The sequence below is a fragment of the Paenibacillus brasilensis genome, assembly GCF_009363115.1.
GTDB classification, from domain to species: domain Bacteria; phylum Bacillota; class Bacilli; order Paenibacillales; family Paenibacillaceae; genus Paenibacillus; species Paenibacillus brasilensis.
On the sequence record NZ_CP045298.1, the window covers coordinates 3483866 to 3500710 of the forward strand.

General features: G+C 48.2%; 20 protein-coding genes and 1 riboswitch. Of the genes, 10 read left to right on the plus strand and 10 right to left on the minus strand.

Annotated features, from left to right (window positions below; genetic code table 11):
* Nucleotides 1-27: 27 nt before the first annotated feature.
* The 6 genes from queF to GCU48_RS16385 form a co-directional block, all read right to left on the minus strand.
* Nucleotides 28-525: a preQ(1) synthase gene (gene queF, locus GCU48_RS16360; protein ID WP_007429143.1), complete on the minus strand. Its 498-nt coding sequence runs from the start codon at nucleotides 523-525 to the stop codon at nucleotides 28-30.
* A gap of 430 nt (nucleotides 526-955) precedes the next feature.
* Nucleotides 956-1837: a 7-carboxy-7-deazaguanine synthase QueE gene (queE, locus tag GCU48_RS16365; RefSeq protein ID WP_152380711.1), complete on the minus strand. Its 882-nt coding sequence runs from the start codon at nucleotides 1835-1837 to the stop codon at nucleotides 956-958.
* A complete protein-coding gene (gene queD, locus GCU48_RS16370; protein ID WP_025716263.1) occupies nucleotides 1830-2321 on the minus strand; it encodes a 6-carboxytetrahydropterin synthase QueD in 492 nt (163 codons plus the stop codon). Before queD ends, queE begins: the two co-directional genes overlap by 8 nt.
* Nucleotides 2314-2997 (minus strand): 7-cyano-7-deazaguanine synthase QueC, encoded by a 684-nt coding sequence (queC, locus tag GCU48_RS16375; RefSeq protein ID WP_152380712.1) that lies wholly within the window; start codon nucleotides 2995-2997, stop codon nucleotides 2314-2316. Before queC ends, queD begins: the two co-directional genes overlap by 8 nt.
* Nucleotides 2998-3131: 134 nt before the next feature.
* A riboswitch (PreQ1 riboswitch) is annotated at nucleotides 3132-3175 on the minus strand.
* Nucleotides 3176-3262: 87 nt separating this feature from the next.
* Nucleotides 3263-3967, minus strand: coding sequence for an AIM24 family protein (locus tag GCU48_RS16380; RefSeq protein WP_152380713.1), 705 nt, complete (start codon nucleotides 3965-3967; stop codon nucleotides 3263-3265).
* Nucleotides 3968-3992: 25 nt separating this feature from the next.
* Nucleotides 3993-4433, minus strand: coding sequence for an SH3 domain-containing protein (locus tag GCU48_RS16385; RefSeq protein ID WP_152380714.1), 441 nt, complete (start codon nucleotides 4431-4433; stop codon nucleotides 3993-3995).
* A 314-nt stretch (nucleotides 4434-4747) separates the two neighbouring features.
* Here GCU48_RS16385 and GCU48_RS27000 point away from each other — a divergent pair, with 314 nt between their 5' ends.
* The 3 genes from GCU48_RS27000 to GCU48_RS16395 all read left to right on the plus strand — a co-directional run bounded on the left by GCU48_RS27000 (nucleotide 4748) and on the right by GCU48_RS16395 (nucleotide 6951).
* The gene (locus GCU48_RS27000) at nucleotides 4748-4903 is read left to right on the plus strand and encodes a hypothetical protein (RefSeq protein WP_167518712.1); all 156 of its coding nucleotides are present in this window, start codon (nucleotides 4748-4750) and stop codon (nucleotides 4901-4903) included.
* Nucleotides 4904-5128: 225 nt separating this feature from the next.
* Nucleotides 5129-5869, plus strand: coding sequence for a hypothetical protein (locus GCU48_RS16390; protein ID WP_152380715.1), 741 nt, complete (start codon nucleotides 5129-5131; stop codon nucleotides 5867-5869).
* A gap of 98 nt (nucleotides 5870-5967) precedes the next feature.
* Nucleotides 5968-6951 carry a helix-turn-helix transcriptional regulator gene (locus GCU48_RS16395; protein ID WP_152380716.1) on the plus strand — a complete coding sequence of 328 codons (984 nt, stop codon included), beginning with the start codon at nucleotides 5968-5970 and terminating at the stop codon, nucleotides 6949-6951.
* Between the two features lie 40 nt (nucleotides 6952-6991).
* Here the strand turns inward: GCU48_RS16395 and GCU48_RS16400 are convergent, their stop codons facing one another.
* From GCU48_RS16400 to GCU48_RS16415, 4 genes are all read right to left on the minus strand, one after another.
* On the minus strand, nucleotides 6992-7663 hold the full coding sequence (locus tag GCU48_RS16400) for a 3'-5' exonuclease (protein ID WP_152380717.1): 672 nt from the start codon (nucleotides 7661-7663) through the stop codon (nucleotides 6992-6994).
* Between the two features lie 199 nt (nucleotides 7664-7862).
* Nucleotides 7863-9764, minus strand: coding sequence for a 5'-nucleotidase C-terminal domain-containing protein (locus GCU48_RS16405; RefSeq protein ID WP_152380718.1), 1902 nt, complete (start codon nucleotides 9762-9764; stop codon nucleotides 7863-7865).
* Nucleotides 9765-9959: 195 nt separating this feature from the next.
* Nucleotides 9960-10385 (minus strand): ImmA/IrrE family metallo-endopeptidase, encoded by a 426-nt coding sequence (locus GCU48_RS16410; RefSeq protein ID WP_152380719.1) that lies wholly within the window; start codon nucleotides 10383-10385, stop codon nucleotides 9960-9962.
* A gap of 11 nt (nucleotides 10386-10396) precedes the next feature.
* Nucleotides 10397-10870 carry a helix-turn-helix domain-containing protein gene (locus tag GCU48_RS16415; RefSeq protein ID WP_152380720.1) on the minus strand — a complete coding sequence of 158 codons (474 nt, stop codon included), beginning with the start codon at nucleotides 10868-10870 and terminating at the stop codon, nucleotides 10397-10399.
* A 278-nt stretch (nucleotides 10871-11148) separates the two neighbouring features.
* On the opposite strand from GCU48_RS16415, the gene GCU48_RS16420 reads away from it, so the two are divergent.
* The 7 genes from GCU48_RS16420 (at nucleotide 11149) to GCU48_RS16450 (ending at nucleotide 16745) form a co-directional block, all read left to right on the plus strand.
* Complete coding sequence (locus GCU48_RS16420; protein WP_007429156.1) at nucleotides 11149-11625, plus strand: ArpU family phage packaging/lysis transcriptional regulator; 477 nt, start codon at nucleotides 11149-11151, stop codon at nucleotides 11623-11625.
* Nucleotides 11626-11815: 190 nt separating this feature from the next.
* The gene (gene ant(6) / locus GCU48_RS16425; RefSeq protein ID WP_152382185.1) at nucleotides 11816-12679 is read left to right on the plus strand and encodes an aminoglycoside 6-adenylyltransferase; all 864 of its coding nucleotides are present in this window, start codon (nucleotides 11816-11818) and stop codon (nucleotides 12677-12679) included.
* Between the two features lie 334 nt (nucleotides 12680-13013).
* Nucleotides 13014-13982, plus strand: a complete 969-nt coding sequence (locus GCU48_RS16430; protein ID WP_152380721.1) for a hypothetical protein — start codon at nucleotides 13014-13016, stop codon at nucleotides 13980-13982.
* 10 nt (nucleotides 13983-13992) lie between these two features.
* Nucleotides 13993-14211: a YqzN/YkzM domain-containing protein gene (locus GCU48_RS16435; protein WP_152380722.1), complete on the plus strand. Its 219-nt coding sequence runs from the start codon at nucleotides 13993-13995 to the stop codon at nucleotides 14209-14211.
* 2 nt (nucleotides 14212-14213) lie between these two features.
* The gene (locus GCU48_RS16440) at nucleotides 14214-15680 is read left to right on the plus strand and encodes a phage tail sheath family protein (protein ID WP_152380723.1); all 1467 of its coding nucleotides are present in this window, start codon (nucleotides 14214-14216) and stop codon (nucleotides 15678-15680) included.
* Nucleotides 15681-15802: 122 nt separating this feature from the next.
* Nucleotides 15803-16210 carry a phage tail tube protein gene (locus GCU48_RS16445; RefSeq protein WP_007429163.1) on the plus strand — a complete coding sequence of 136 codons (408 nt, stop codon included), beginning with the start codon at nucleotides 15803-15805 and terminating at the stop codon, nucleotides 16208-16210.
* 100 nt (nucleotides 16211-16310) lie between these two features.
* On the plus strand, nucleotides 16311-16745 hold the full coding sequence (locus tag GCU48_RS16450) for a phage tail assembly chaperone (RefSeq protein WP_007429164.1): 435 nt from the start codon (nucleotides 16311-16313) through the stop codon (nucleotides 16743-16745).
* Nucleotides 16746-16845: the final 100 nt, after the last annotated feature.

Sequence of the window (16845 nt, forward strand, 5' to 3'; positions counted from 1 at the left end):
TGAGTAAGTGTAGCGAGAATAAAAATCTTAACGGTTATCTACCGTCTCCGGGTACATATCATGATTCATCATGCGGTGCTCCGCCATTTGCTCATACTTGGTTCCCGGTTTGCCGTAGTTGGTATACGGGTCTATGGAAATACCGCCGCGTGGCGTAAACTTGCCCCACACTTCGATATAACGAGGGTCCATCAGCTTGATCAGGTCATTCATGATAATGTTGACGCAGTCCTCATGGAAATCGCCGTGGTTGCGGAAGCTGAACAGGTACAGCTTGAGGGATTTGCTTTCTACCATTTTAATATCAGGAATGTAGCTGATGTAGATGGTTGCAAAATCAGGCTGTCCTGTAATCGGGCACAGGCTGGTAAACTCCGGGCAATTGAACTTTACAAAATAATCGCGGTACGGGTGTTTATTATCAAAGCTTTCGAGAATGGCAGGATCATAGGCAAAGGTATATTGTGTGCCTTGGTTGCCAAGCAGGGTAACGTCGGTCATTTCTTCGGGTTTTCTTCCGGTCATGTTGGGTTAGGCTCCTTAAGAGTAGTTTAAGAAAACGAGATGGGAGTTATGGTGGTGGGGAGGTTCGTGTCGCTCCGCGTAGGATTTGAGCTTCCGATCGCTGTTGAAATGGGATTCTTTCTGATAATTGACAGATGTATAGGTTAGAATCCCATTTCAAAGGCGAACGCTAACGCTTCTCCAGCTTCAAATCCTCCGCTCCGCTTCCGACCGCCGTTACCACCCTAAAGTCCCTACTCGTTTGCATGTGGGATGGGCAGAAGTGAAAAGTTCGCTCCTTCATAGAAGGAGCTTCATCTTGTGAGAAAACCCGTCCTCACGGACGAGGGTTTCTCTTATTTTGTAGCTTGGATGTCAAATGTACGCTTTAACGAATTTGGCGTATTTGTGTATCACATACAGCTCATATGGAATATATTACATTTATGTGCTATACGCCGCGTTTGTTGCCCCATACAAGGGTGTGGAGCTGTGGGAGTACTCTTACGTCGCTAAGTTGGGAATCGTCCATGACACGGTCGATAAGCCACTCATAACGATGGAGTAGGGATTCCGCGATCTGTTCCGTGTTCTCTGTGTTCACGTCTGGATTGCCAGTCTGGAGGAACAGAGGAATGTGCGGGTAGCGCTCGTGAACGGTGCGTGCATATGCGAGATCGGTGTCATCAAATATGACGACCTTCAAGCTGCATGCTCCATGGTAGGTTCTCACAGATTCATTAGCGGCTTCCTCTGTGCATGCTGCGGTTGAGATGTGTGTCGTAGACCTGGACTCTCCAACCGTTTTCCCATCAGTCCTCTTCCGATTCGACAGACGGGCGACGATACCATCCAGCACGTCCCAGTTGGTCGACATGCCAGAGCTGGGCGGCTTGGGGGATAAGGTCACCTCGTCGATATCGTACAGCCATTCCTGCCAACGGGAGCCTTGTGTTTCGACGGCGGTGGCAATGCCTTGACTGCGCAGCAGGGCGACCAGCTCCCCAAGCTGTGGCAGCAGGGCAGGATTGCCTCCGGAAAGGGTCACATGCGAAAACCGTTCACCGCCGATGGCTTTCAGCTCCTGCCAAATGTCTGCGGCATGGAGACGACGAATTTGATCCTTGGCACTGCCGTCCCAGGTAAAGGCAGAGTCGCACCATGAGCAATGGTAGTCGCAGCCTGCGGTACGAACAAACATCGTTTTACGCCCAATGACCATGCCTTCGCCCTGAACGGTGGGACCAAACACCTCCAATACGGGGATGGGAGCTGTTTTGGTCACACGAGAGGGCGTTGTTGTTTGGTGAGCTGTCACGGTATGATTATTCATCCAGCATCCACTCCCGTCGGAATTCGGCGTAGCTGGTAGGTGTCTCGAACAGCCGCACAAATTCGGTGCGTCCACCTTCCACGCGGGAGCGGTATGCCTCCGAGGTCAAGGCGGACTCCATTTGTTCAAAGATCCAGACGACCATGTTTTCCGCCGTTGTATTCATTGGGGGCAGCGTCTCGTTCAGGTAACGGTGGTCTAAATAAGGCTCGATCCGTTCTTTCCAGATTGTTTTGATATCGCCAAAATCCAGCGTTAGGCCTGTTTCGCCCGGTATGCCGCTTATGCCAAAAACTACAATATAGGTATGTCCGTGCAGATTTTTGCATTTGCCTTCATAGCAGTGCAAATGATGTGCTGCATCAAACGTAAATTGTTTGCTGACCAGTACACGTTTGCGGTGATAGCGCAGCTGAGCGTGTTCAATATCTGTCCCGAACTGCTGGAGCTTGTCGACAATATGAAAGGTACCCGGTTCACGCATGGCCATCAGCTCCTTGGGATGAAGCTCCGCGAACCGCGAGATACTGCTCCAGTCCGGCGCGGCGAAGTTTGCAGGCAGGGCATTCGCCACAGCCATCCCCGATGACACCGTTATAGCATGTTAGTGTACGGGTTCTTACAAATTCAAAAGCTTCCAGCTCATCGGCCATTTTCCAGGTTTCAGCCTTATTCAACCACATGAGTGGGGTGTGAATCACAAAGGGATAGTCCATCGAAAGGTTGAGTGTGACGTTCAGTGATTTGATAAAAGAATCCCGGCAATCAGGATAACCGCTGAAATCCGTCTCGCAAACGCCAGTAATGATGTGGCGCGCTCCTTTTTGCTTGGCGAGTACTGCGGCGAAGCTTAGGAACAGCAGATTGCGACCGTCTACAAATGTACTAGGCAGTTCGCCATCCTCTTGCGTAATGTCAATGTCGGTGCGCGTGAGGGCATTAGGGGCTAGTTGATTGAGCAGGCTCATATCCAGCACCGTTTGCGGAACATCCAGCTTGTGAGCAATTCCGGCGGCTACTTCAATTTCCTGCTTGTGGCGTTGACCGTAATCGAACGTCACGGTTTCTACTTCGGCAAAATGTTTTTTTGCCCAAAATAAACAGGTTGTGCTGTCTTGACCGCCGCTGAATACGACGACCGCTTTTTCGTTTGCAAACATAAAAAAACCTCTCGATCTTCTTGGAATCGTGTAAGACGCAGAGTCTTGTCACTTGGAAGAAGGAGAGTTCTTGAACCGACTTCAACAAAAAACAGGCCTTGCCCCGCGAGTTCATTTTTCATGCGGAGGACAAAGCATCGTTAGTTTTTTATAGAGGGAGTTCGCGAACCTCTCCCATGCAAGATGCACGGATTTTCTTCATTATAGTGTTGGCCACAGGGACCGACTATTTTGCTAATAGCATTGCCATTATAGCATGGCAGGGCTATTTGATAAACACTCCGCCAAAGGGAATAACTTCCCTTAAAAATCGTTTGATGATGCCATCGTCGTTCATATCCTGCTGGAGACGTCGATGATGCTCCCCGGCGTGAAAAAGCACAGTACCCTGTCCAGTCATTTTAAAATGATAGTTCATATGCTGGCTGGCGAGATGGTTGCCGTACACGGTCAGCTCCAGATTGGCGTTTTCGGGATAGGCGATGACACTGCTCGCATCGACATAGATCGGCTCTGTCGGATGAAGCTGCTCCTGACATACCAAACCCTGAGTCAAAAGACCAATTTGACCCACACCGTCAAATTTCATTTTAATAACATCGCGGCTGAACAGCATGTTTTTCATACTCAGCAGTTTGGTACGCATATGGATTCCAGAGCTGTACCAGAACAAATTGCGAAAATCGTATAGCAGATCATCGCCTCCTTCAAGCTCAATCATTTTTAGGCTAAAGCCGGGCGGAAGTGCGGCAATCAAACGGCAAGCCCCTGTGAAATCGGCCTGAATCAGCTTGTGCTTGCGATACATGCCCTTTATATTCATCAGCTTGTCACTGCGACCTGAGCTGGGGCCACGGTAAGCGATAATTTGCTGCGGATGCAGAACGTGCATCTTTTCTCCTTCCGCTAGATTGAGCGTTACAACCGAACCGATGCTCTCATCATGGTAACGTCCTGCTTGTATGTCCATTCAGACGTTTCATCCTTTCAGGCAGCTAGTATCTTCCCGAACGTCGACGCATCCCGTAACGCAACAGGCGGATGCCTATAAAATAGCCAGCCAGCAGAATTACAGCCGTGATCAAAAGCATCTTATTTCGGTGTGAAGCCTGATCGCGCTGGGCTTGAAGGTTTTTTAGCTCAGTAACGGTGTCGGTCAGCTTACGATTTTGCTCCAGCAGTTGGGCGTTTTGCTCTTGATAGGCTTCTATACTGCCACGGGCCTTTTGCAGCTCTTCCTGCGTTTGCCGGTAGCCTTCCTTGAGCTGATATACATCGCCGGGCAGGCGGGAAAATTGCTCAAAGCCTTGATATACATCGTCCCAATAGGCAGCATATGCCCCGGGCACACGAGTTACCCCAAAAATAAACAGAAGCGCTATAGCCGTGCAAACAACACGGCGGTAGAAAGCAATGCGACAGGTTTGTCGTGTCAAAAGACGTTCCCCCTTCTGATACACCAAGATGTAAGATAGTACCCATCATTTACCCATATCTCATGGTTACGTACAGTATACGGATTAGGATGCAGATTTCAGAATAAACGGACGATCATTATGGAAAAATGTTCTCAAAAAAAGTCGATATATAGGTTAAGTGTACCTCAAAACGGGTATATCAAGAAAGCATCTGCATTCCGACATTTTTCCCGCCAAGCGTGCCGAAGCCTTCAATTACTGATCAGTGCCTAAAAATGAATATCTGAACCGAAAATATAGGAAGAGTAGATTTATAGAAGGAGAAATGAAAGATGAACGAGAGAGAGCAAGATTATAAAATTTTAAAGATCACGGTCAATGGAAAACCATTAGCAAAGGAACTCATAGTGGATAGCACTACGTTTGCACCTATACCCGAAAATTACAAAAAGACGAAAGTTTCTTTAACAGAAACTACAATTTCGTAAGATATAAAATATGGAAGCAGACTATAATGTAGCTCGGCATAAGTCGGGCTATTTTTGCGTTTTTATGCAATTTTAATGGCTTAAATTGTTATTTGTCGAAGCAGGTCCCCCTTCATAAAGATTACCATGTATAATTTTCACAAGCAAACGTACGTTCCCTGACAGTATAGTGTCAGATAACACTGTTAATTTAGAGTTACATGTTCTTTTAGGGGGAAATTACCAGTGGTAAAGTCAATGGTCAATGTAACGTACACATGGGAAAAAGAGTCTATATCAGCGAATGGGGCCGAACAAGTAAATCTACTGATAGAATGGGGCTATGGAGCTATTCGTAAAAGAAAAGGGAATCTAATCCTGAAAACAGCGGGGTGTGACCTTCAACTCCAGTTCATTCCCGAAAACGGGGTAAGTCTACTAAAAGTCGAAGGGGTGAGACTCGGTTTCAAACGCTCAGAAGACGGAGATCGCATGGTCATCCACTGTGGGGATGTGCGGCGGGGAAACTACAGACAGGCTGCCTTGACGTTCTCTGTACCGGCTCACTCATCCGGAAGACATACCATTGGATTGATGGAGTGGAGCTGGCGTAAGCCATCTCAGGAAAAGCGAACGCTGGTTAGGTCGGACCAAATCTACATCAATTACACGCATCATCTGGGCCTGCTGAGCGTTCCACCCCATCCGATGGTGGAAAAATACATAAAGCTGAATGAGACGTCCATGATTGTAAAAAAGGCATTGCGTATGTACGAGAAAGGTGATCATGAGCGAGGTGCGTTTATCCTTAACAGACAAGCAGACGAATTGCTAATACGAGCAGCAAGAACCGATGATATGGATTACCTGAAGGAAGCTGAGTTACTTCTAGCCATACGTAATAAATGGAATGGGACTTTTGAATCAAATCACTATCATAGTTCTAAAGTTCTTTTTGATCAATCGAATTCGGTAGTAAACGTTTAGTTAAACGAAATTAATATTATGAAATAGGTGATTATGCTAGTTTATTTGTGTAACGTAGTGAGTCTAATTTACTATTTTTTTGTAAAGGAGAGACTTCCTTGACTGATCGGTTGATACGTTTAATGCGGATTATTACTATTGTTCAGGCAAATCCGGGGATATTGGCAAGAGAGCTTGCGGAACGTTGCGAAACATCAGAACGTACCATCTACCGAGATATGGAGGCGCTTAGTGCTATGCATATTCCAATTACGAACATGGGGCATGGCAAAGGGTACATATTTATAAGCAATTTTGCTTTGTATCCTCTGAATTGGACGGAAGAAGAGGCAGAGGCTTTTGCCAAGCTGGGAGATATTATGGAAACGGTGAAGCCTCTTTTGCCGCCGGCTTTTGAAAGTGCGTATGAGAAAGTGATGGCCTCTAGTCAGAAAAAAAAGATAGACCAGACGAGCTTCGCGCAGGAGATGAAAAATATCATTCGGCTCGGCTCGACACTTGATCGGGAAAACCAGCCCTATCTGCTCAGGCTGATTGTTTTGGCAAGTCTTACGCAGCAGACGATTGAAGCGGAATACAGCTCACCTCAAAATGAAGATGTGTCACTGGTTCAAGTAGATCCTTATTGTTTGGTTCCGCAGGATCGGCGGTTTTATATGCTTGGTTTTTGTCATAAGCAATCCGCCATGAGAACCTTTCGGATCAGCCGCTTTCGGAATATGAGAATTTTGCCGTATACGTTTCAAAAGAATACGACAGAGATGGAAATGTTTTTTAAAGGGACCTGGTCGGTTACCAAAGGAAATCAAAATATTCGGTTTGTGGTTCGATTTTCTGCCGAGTCTGTATATCGGGTCAAAGAAGAGGAATTATTCATCAAGCCATTACTCAAGGATTTGCCGGATGGAAGCTTGTTGTTTGAGGTGACGGTCAATCATGACCGTGAATTTCTGGATTGGCTCACCTCGTATGGAGCAGAGGCTGAGATTCTGGAGCCTTTGCGGTACCGCAAGCGAATGCAGGAAATGCTGCAGACCTGGGGGGCATTTTATTTCGATAAAAAGGCAGGAAATCAAGAATAACAGGGGGAGATCCCCCGGAACGGGCCGGGGAGCTATCTGCTTAATGGTCCTTAAACAGGTTGGCGAGATTGCCAAATGGACTGTAATGCTCCTGTTCTTCCTCCGGCGAGGAGTATACGAGCTTTGAGCCTCGGTTTTCCTCATCGTCAGCAGCGTTATTCACTAATGAAATACGATCAAAAAGATGTATAAAAACCTGAGCGGTGTTAATGGCATCGTCCAGTGCACGGTGCTGCTGACCGTCAAAGTCAATGTGGCACAATTCCAGCGCCTGAGACAGACTCAGCTGACGGTATTTACCGCCCGAACCAAACAGACGGGAGATTTGCTTCTGTATATCATTCGTATTATGAATCCACCCAAGATCTACATGATGGGTACGACAATGGGATACCAGCTTTTGACGGTCATCCGGCCCCCATGCACACAAATAATAGGGTGAATCCGTACCGAGCCAGGCAACAAATTGCTTCACAGCTTCGGGAAAGAGCGGGGCGGCATCAATATCTCGTTGAGTAATGCCCGTGAACTGAACGGTATCCGTGGACAGTACAGGTCGATTTGAGGGTCTTACAAAACTGTGAAACGTATCTGCAACGTATAGACCGTCGTCTCCCTGAACGACTTTGACAGCACCGATATCAATGATTTCAGAGGAATATCTGGCGTTACGGCTAACGGTAAATTCAAGATCATAAATAATGTATTGCATTTCTGGACTCCTTCCACACACCTGACTGGTCCCGATCAATACCGGGATGAATGTTCTCTGCTTGAATATGGCTCTTCTCCATCATACCTCTCGGTCCACAACTTGTCAGCGGTTTAAAGGCTTGCTTTATAAAAAAATATGCGATGTCCAAATAAGCTTGGACTATCGCATACATTAAATCTTCTGACAAACTGTTGAATTAGGCCGGGAGGTTCAACTTTTGTCCCGGATAAATGCGGTGAGGATTTTTCAACTTGTTCAACCGCCCCAGCTGTTGCCAGGTGGTACCGTGTTTGCGGGAAATGTCATATAACGTATCCCCGGATTTCACAACATACACATGGCTATGAGCAGCCTGGGCAGAAACGGAGGCCTGCTGTGGCTTGGCTGGTTGCGTTTTTGTCGGTGCCGGCTTCGCTGGTGCTGGTTTCGCAGCCGGTGTAGAGACGGCTTGCGGTTTTTCCTGCACAGGTGCTGGTGCTGCGATTGGTGCAGCTGGCACAGGCTGTGTGGCAGGGACGGTGGCTTTCACGTCTGCCTTGGCTTCTTGAATGCGGCCGTCTGCTTGTACTTTCAGGCTGGCGGAGCCAATTTTTTGCATATAGCGGATTAACGCCTCGTCCAGCGATCCGAACATTCCTGCCTGCTGGTATTTAGCGAACATCGTATATTGGTCACCGCCTACAGCAGTAAAGTCATTGGTGGCCAATGTGTACGTTGCCTCAGGATCAAGCGCCTTGCCGCCGATCAGAACGGAATGAACACGGCTTCCTTTGGCTGCTGAGGTGTCTATTTTAAATGAGATACCTGATACCTGCGGAAAGCCTCCGCTTGGCTCCGGATAGGAGGCTGTGCCATTTTCAAGTGCTGCCTGAATGTCAGAGCCTTTCACCTTCAGGGTAACAATCTGGTTTCCAAAAGGCAGCACGGTGATGATGTCTCCTTTGGTTACCGTTCCTGTCTTGATGGAAGCCCGGATGCCGCCGCCGTTAGTTAAAGCTACGTCTGCACCCGAAACGTCACGCATGGCATCGGTGAGCAAATCGCCAAGATTGGTTTCGCTCGCACGTACCTTTTCACGCGCTCCTTCCAAATCTACACTCGTTTGCGTTACAACTTCTTTGAGGATAGGTTCCTGATCCTTCTGAATGGAGGCGATCAATGCAGCAATTTCAGCGTTGGGCTGAACATCGGCAGCTTGAGTCGAGTCAATCAGCTTGGCTTGCTTTTGGGTAACCTTGCCGCCGTCGACCCATAGATCCACAACACCCAGATACTTGGTGTATTCGCCTGCGCTAGCGATCAACGTGCCGTTGTCACCGACCAGCCCTTTTTCGAGTACGGTGTGGCTGTGTCCATCAATGAAAATATCAATGCCTGGCACTTCTTTAACGACCTTGAGGCTGGTGTCCGTGCTGGATGCATCCTGTCCCAAATGACCAAGAACGACGACGACGTCCACTTTGCTGCGGATTTCGTCTACAGCTGCTTTGGCTTCAGCCGCAGGATCGGTGAATTGAAACCCTTCCACATTTTTGGGATTGGTCTTATATGCTGTTTCAGGCGTAGTCAGACCGATAATGCCGATTTTAACGCCATCCACTTCCTTAATGACATACGGTTTGAACAAACGTGTTCCGTCTGTTTGCTTAATGTTGGCACTCAGCACGGGGAACTGAATTTCCTTACTCAGCTCAACCAGATGCTTCCAGCCATAATTAAACTCATGGTTGCCCGGAACCATTGCATCATAGCGCAGCTTGTTGATCACTTTCACAATACTCTCACCGTTAACCAAAGTAGCGAAGGTCGTTCCATGAACGGTATCCCCGGCATCCAGCAGCAAGGTATTGGGATTGGAAGCGCGATACTGGTCGATGATGCCCGCCAGCTTGGCGAAGCCCATTTCCTTGTCGTTTGCGACCACGTGGGCATGGGTATCATTCGTATGTAGGATGGTGATGTGCTTGCCGCTGACCGGAGCAGTAGCCGTATTCGCTGTTCCCGCATTGGCTGCCGGGTCTGCTGCCGCCGTACCAAGACATCCGAACAGAAGCGCAGCGGTCGTCAAGAGTGACGAGATTTTTTTCCATGAATTCATGTTGTTCCTTCAACCCCCTATAAAATGAATGAATTAGAGCAAACGCTTACGTCCACATTTTATCAGATGATTGTAAAAATAACTTCTATTTTATATCAAAGCACTAAAAATTTTTGATATATCGGTTGTTAAAGCCGTCGTCAAATCACCTATATTGAGGAGGAAGCAATAAACAGTAAATAATCGAGATAAGAACTAATGTTCTGTTTTGCGGTTAAAAAAAAGAGCAGTCTCTTTGGGCAGCCCAATCCGGGGCAAATAGTGCTCCAGCGTTTCGTCAGCCAGCGGCGGTTTTCCTTCACTCAGCAAAAGTACAGCAAAACGGTTGGCTTGCTGTTCAAATTTTCCTGGAGAAAAGTAGGAATGCTCCTCTATAAAAAAGCGGCTAATGCCTTTATGCAGTCGGTCATGCCCCAATTCATGCGCACAAACAAACCGTTTCCATTCCGGTGTAAGACCATCGTGGATGACGATAAATTTTCTGCGCAGCTTGTGGTAATACAGCCCTTTGGTTGTGGAGCCCAGATCGGAATAACGAATATGGATACCCAGTGCTTTTGCAATATCAAAGGGGCAGTTGGTACGGTATTTTCGGACGAGTTTGTGAATGAGTTCTTTCATACGATCACCTGCTATCCTTGATCTCTGCCCGCCCGGGGCTTTTGCGGCTTCTTATGCTTGTTCATTTGCTTGGCTTCCCAGAACAGACCTGTTAACACATCCTTGATGCGCTGACGGTCTGTCTCATCCAGCGGAATGCCGTCGAACATTAATTCGTCGTCTTCCTCCAGCATTTTCTTGAAATCCCGGCGATCCTTGGAGGTAGCCCATTCCGGCACAGTAGAACGATCAGGTTCGTGTGAATGTTGCTCTATTGAATCGTCGTCTCCCCAATAGCCGGCAACTTTCATCATTTCGGTATAGGATACGCCGAGTGCGTCCGCTATTTTGCGGAGAGTAGAGGGCTTGGGGATACCGCGCAGCCCATTTTCAATGCGGGAAATTTGCGAATTGCTAATGCCTGCGGCATCTGCCAATTGGTTGATGCTCCATTGCTTTTGTTCGCGCTGCTGCTTTAAGTAGGTTCCGAATGCTGGCTGTTCCACAAAGGAGGCTCCCTTCTGCAATAGAATCATAGATTAGTTCCATTATACCATTAGGTAAAGAGGAAAAGCACGTAATATGCCAAAAGGCATAGAAAAATAAAGCGAACATCCTGTTTTTGGGACCCTACCGCTTTTTTTGACGATGGATAGATATCCTAAATAATGCTATGTTATACTCAAGATGCGAACAAAACACGAACAAAATGTAAACGAAGAAATTGTGATCGCTAAAAATTAAATCATTGTCAAAAGGCATAAGATAAGGAGTGCTGCTGTAAATGAAAAATAACTTACCCGAATTGGATCGTCGCAAAACGCAGAATGCATTGGAGGGCGTGTTTGAGAAGTACCGGATTTATAAAACGATTACCTTTATGGATCGGGAAAGCTTTATTACGGCTGGCTATACGGATCGACCGAACGGACCAACGAATGTGACCAGCGATCCGACGGCCCGGACAGCCGTATATAATGTAGATGCTCCCGCCGCCCGCCTGGCCTACTGCGAAATGGTAGATGCTGTAGTTAGTCGCTTGAATGAACGCGAACAGCTGCTCATCCGTGAGCGTTATTTAAAGGATGACGATGTGTTTGATTACAAGGTTTACAATTATGTACTGGACCCGCCGGTCAGCAAGGATACGTATACGAAGCTTCGCACGCGTGCTTTTTACAAAATGGCGCTTGCGCTGGCAGACCAAGGCGTTTTGAATCTGGCAGGCTTGCAGAAGGGCGCGGATCGAAAGCTCGGTTAGTAAATAGTATGGCTTACAGTACGTCTCCTCTAAAAGGCTCTGATTTCCTGAAATTAGGGGTCATAGCCTTGATTCCATTAACTTGGACAGCAGGGAGTATGAAATACAACGACGAATAGGAATTGAACAAGAAAATGAGGCTCATGACTAAAGGCTGGAACGGAGGACTACTGCATTGAGAAATGAAGTCTTGAGAAGTGAACAAGAAATGATGAATATACTTGTAGATTTTGCCATGAATGACGATAGAATACGATTGGTTACTTTGGAAGGATCACGTACGAACAAAAATATTCCCCCCGATACATTCCAGGATTATGACATTTCTTACTTTGTAACAGATATGGATTCTTTCAAGGAAAGCGATCAATGGCTTCATATTTTTGGGAATAGGCTTATGATGCAAACACCCGAGGATATGGAGCTTTTCCCACCAGAACTAGGTAACTGGTTTTCATATATCATTCTTTTTGAGGATGGAAATAAATTAGATCTGACACTGATTCCAGTAAACGAGGTAGAGGATTATTTTAAGAATAGCGACGGTCTAGTTGAGGTTGTGCTTGATAAGGATGCTCTTGTCCAAAATGAAGTGATCGCAAACGACCATCAATATTGGATTAAAAAGCCAACGGCAAGGGAATTTGATGATTGCTGTAATGAGTTCTGGATGGTCTCAACCTACGTAGTCAAAGGATTGGCGAGAAGAGAAATCCTGTTTGCGATTGACCATTTACATGAGATTGCACGACCTAATTTGCTCAGAATGATGACCTGGCAAATTGGCTCAGAGCAAGGCTATACTTTTAGCGTAGGGAAGAATTACAAATTTATAAATCGTTATCTTCCCAAAGAGGATTGGGAAGTATTGCTATCCACCTACTCTGAAAATGGCTATCCGGAAATGTGGCAGTCTTTATTTGCTTGTTATGAATTGTTTAGAAAATACGCCAAGGCTGTGGCAAAAAGCTTCGAGTATAAGTATCCGAATTACGATGAAGCGATCACCAGGTATGCTGTACATATTTATTATTCATTGAAGAAAACTAATTGACCGCCTTTTTAGAGGGCGGTTATTTTTATGCAACACCAACCATTAGATAGATTTAACGCAGTTTCAACAATACGAACATCCGTTCGCAAAACACCGTCTAACTTCATCCCTAGTCTCTGCTTTTATCGTCCATTTCTTCGGCAGCGTATTCGTTATTAGGGTGTAAGATTATATCATCGGGAATCAAGACAAGAGAACATACCGAAGACACACACAGTCAAACGTTAGCCGGCCAATAGGGCCGGTTTTTTTATGCGGTGATCGTCTCTGTTGATTCCCGGGAATTCGTTGTACAGAAAGGAGGAGTCGTGTTGCCTAAGCAAGGGATGCTGCAATGCATGAGTATGAGGCTGCGCCGGCTGAGAACACGAACGTGGAAAAAAGCATGGCTAGGCAGCCACAGCATGCGAGTGCAGTATGCGCAAAGGCGGCATGCTGCAGGATGAGACAAGCCTTTAAGCAAAAGCTCATTGAAATTGTTCCGGCACTGCAAGGGCGTGTATACGATGTTCAGCCACCGTCGCAGACGGCAGAGGAGCCGTATGCTGTTATGGCGCTGGGCGAGGAAATCTGGAAGTCTTCCTGGGCTGGCTATCGGCAGGTTGTACGTATCAAGCTATACGCAGGACAAGCCGGGCTGGCGCAGGCCGATGTATGGGCGAATGCCCTGATTGCCGGGCTGCACCGGGAACCGGTGACAGGCCAAGGTGAGGATACGTCGGCTTTTACCGCCCACTATTTGGGCGTGCGAGATGCAGAAAAGCTGGACACCGTCACAGGCAAAGCGTATAGAACGCTGCGTTTTGGCGTGTATGTGCCTGAAACGGAAGGAAGTTCAGCTATTCCGGCAAGTGGCGCCGCCCAGCCGGATGAATGGCTGGCAGCCTTGACCCGCTGGACGCAGAAGCAACTGGGCGAATCGTGGTCAGTATATGCCGATGCATGGCCTGCACAGCCGGGACGACACGCGGTTCTATGGCGGCTGAGCGGCTGCGAAACCCGGATGGCGGGAGCCTCCATGTATGAGCTACGCAAACGGTTCATCGGGCATATTATTGCTCCAGACAGCGCTGAGGAGAACCGCGCAGCTTCCGCGCTGGTCGAGGGCTTTGCCGCTCAAATTCAGCTTCCACTGGATCAGGACAAAGGCCGTTATATGTCTACGGACGAAGCTTCGGCCGATTTGCAGGCGGATGCGATTTTAGACGGTCAGCTCCGGCTGACGCTGGTACAGCGACGTATGCGCCCGGCTGAGGAAGCGGCGTTGATTCGCAGAGTGGAAATTCATCCTGTTTTGAAATGAGGTGGTCTGAGTGACCTTTGAAAAAAATGAAAATTCCCCGATATATGCCGGGCAGGAAGTAGGCGGCCCCCGCTATACGCTGGAGGAGCTTAAGGAACACGCGGAACCATTGTTTTCCGTGAAGGAAGAGGTGCTGGCAGGCGCCTTTTTTGGTGAACAGGACAAGCTGTTCACGGTAGCAGAAGCACACACTAAAATCGAACAATTTATGAAAGCGAAGGTGGACTAATTATGGCAGGCGGAACATGGGAAAACACGAATAAACCGGTATTACCGGGTTTGTATATGAACTTTCAGGCAGCAGCAGCTTCAGCGATTCAAGGTGGCTCACGCGGTACGGTGGTTGTACCCGTCAAGGCGAATTGGGGACCTGTACGTGAGTTTGTAGAGATTGGCAGCGAAACGGCGATTAGTCAAATCTTCTCCGGCGACAGTGAGGACGGTGCGACAGCCTATTCCACACTCTATCTGGCTTTGCTGGGCGGTCCGAAAAAACTGCTCGCTTACCGTTTGGCAGATGACACGGCTGCTGAAGCATCCGTAACGCTGAAAAGCGGCGGCGCGACACCAACGGACGTGCTGCGTTTGCAGGCGTTGTACACAGGTAGCCGTGGTAATGGTTTTGCTGTAACTGTACAGCCGACTTTGGGTGACGAGCAGGCACGTGAAGTACGCCTTTATGAGGGGACCAAGCTGCTGGGTACGTACAAAGGCAGTGACGGAACGGCTGCTTCGATTGCCGAGGCCCTGAACAAGAACAGTGAAAACGTATGGGTGAAGGCCGAGGTTGTCGGCAATGGCGGCATTCCAGCGGATGTCAGCGGCGTACACCTCACTGGCGGCAACAGCGGTAATAGCAAGCTGGTGAATGCCGATTACATCGCCATGCAGGAAGCACTCGAAGGACAGGAATTTAACGTGCTGGCGCTGGATTATGCAGCCGATATGGCATTGCTGCAAAGCTTTGCCGCCTGGATCAAGCGTGTCCGGGGCGAGGGCAAAGGCGTAATTGCTGTATTCGGCGGTTCTGCGGCAGATGATGTGTCCAAAACGGCTGTCAGCGTGGCCTCTGCGCGTTCCCTGGCCTTGAACCATGAAGGCGTCGTGAACGTCGGTACGGGTGTACGTCTGGCAGGTACGGACTACAGCTCCGCCCAAACGGCTGCCTATGTAGCCGGACTGATTGCAGGCCAACGGCTGAACCAATCGGCGACGTATGCGGTTACGCCTTTTGAGGACGTGACCCGCCGCTGGACACGCTCCGAGCAGGAGCAGGCTGTCCGTAACGGGGTCTTCCTGTTGTTCTTCGACGGCCGTCAGGTCAAAGCGCTGCGCGGGATCAACAGCTTGGTGAACCCGGCTGCCGGTCAAAACAATGCATGGAAGAAAATTCGCTCCATCCGTGTCATGGACGCCATTAACGCTGACTTGCAGCGTGCAGCCGAGGAAACTTACATTGGCAAAATCAACAACACGGTGGAAGGTCGCCTGGCACTCATCGGTGCGATCAAAGAATATCTGGCACAGCTGTCTTTGAGCAACGTGATCGAGGCGGATGGCTACGACGTCATTCTCGATCCGGCATACTACGGCGATGCTCCAGTGATCAAACCGGAGCCAGATCAAGTGTTCCTGCAATGGAACGTGAAGCTGACCGACGTGATGGAGCAGCTGTTCGGCACATTTTACGTGCAATAAATAGGCATTTTACGCGCATAAGCATTGTGCGGCAATTCAGCAGGACTGAATTCGTTTTTTAACAGCAAGGATTTTGGTAAATCCCAAACTATATTATGGATTATTTTGAGGAGGAAAAAGAAATGTTGGATGCTTCAAGAGTCATTTTAGGTACGTATGGTCAGGCGCATGTGGACGGGGTGTGGCAGACGAATATCAATAAGCTGGAAGCCAGCGTGGAAATGGAAAAACGCGAGCTGAATCTCGTAGGCAATGAGTGGAAGGTGCACAAGCGTGGTATCAAAAAAGGGACGGGAACGATGAGTGGCTACAAGGTTACGTCCGATATGATTCGTCGTGGTTTTAACCGTTTTGAGATTATTACCAAACTGGATGATCCAGAAGCCTTCGGACATGAAAGTATTCGTCTCATCCGTTGCACTCCCGACAAAATCCAGCTTGCCAACTGGACAGCGGGCGAGGAAGTACAGGAAGAAACAACCTTCACCTTCGAAGGCTATGAGCTGCTTGATCCGATTGTAGCGAACTAAATTGAAAAACGGGGGATGGGGTGCTGTCAGGCATTCCGTTCCCCAAATACAAATAAGGATTTTGCAAAATCCTGAAATTAAAAATAAGGGAGAATGACTTATGAGCTTGAATGAAAATATGACAGAAGAACAAATTTTGGACAGCCTGTTTGAAGCTGCTGAAAAGCTGCCGGAGGAAACGGTCCGCATCAAGCGTCTCGATATGAAAATTGTGCTGCACGGCCTCACCTCCAGCAAAGTAGACAGTATTCGTGAACGCTGCACGATTCGCCGGACCGTGAAGGGTGCGGTGGATGAAAAGGTAGATACAGAGACCTTTAATGCCCTGTTGATTTCCGAAGCTACTGGCAAGCTGGAAGTGAAGGGCTTGTCCCTTAATGGATGGGGCGATCCCCGGATTACAAGCCGTTTGAAGCTGTCCGGTGGCGAGCAATCTGTCCGTCGTATGCTGCTGGCGGGTGAGCTGGATGCAGTAGGAGATAAGGTGCTCGAACTGTCCGGCTTTGGCGTTGAGATTGCTGATCTAAAAAACTAATCGGCTCCGGGGGAATGACGACGATGCTGTACCACTTGTGGGTCCGGCACCACCTCCGCCCCGGAGACTTTTGGCGGCTTCCCCGCGGTGAGCGCATGCT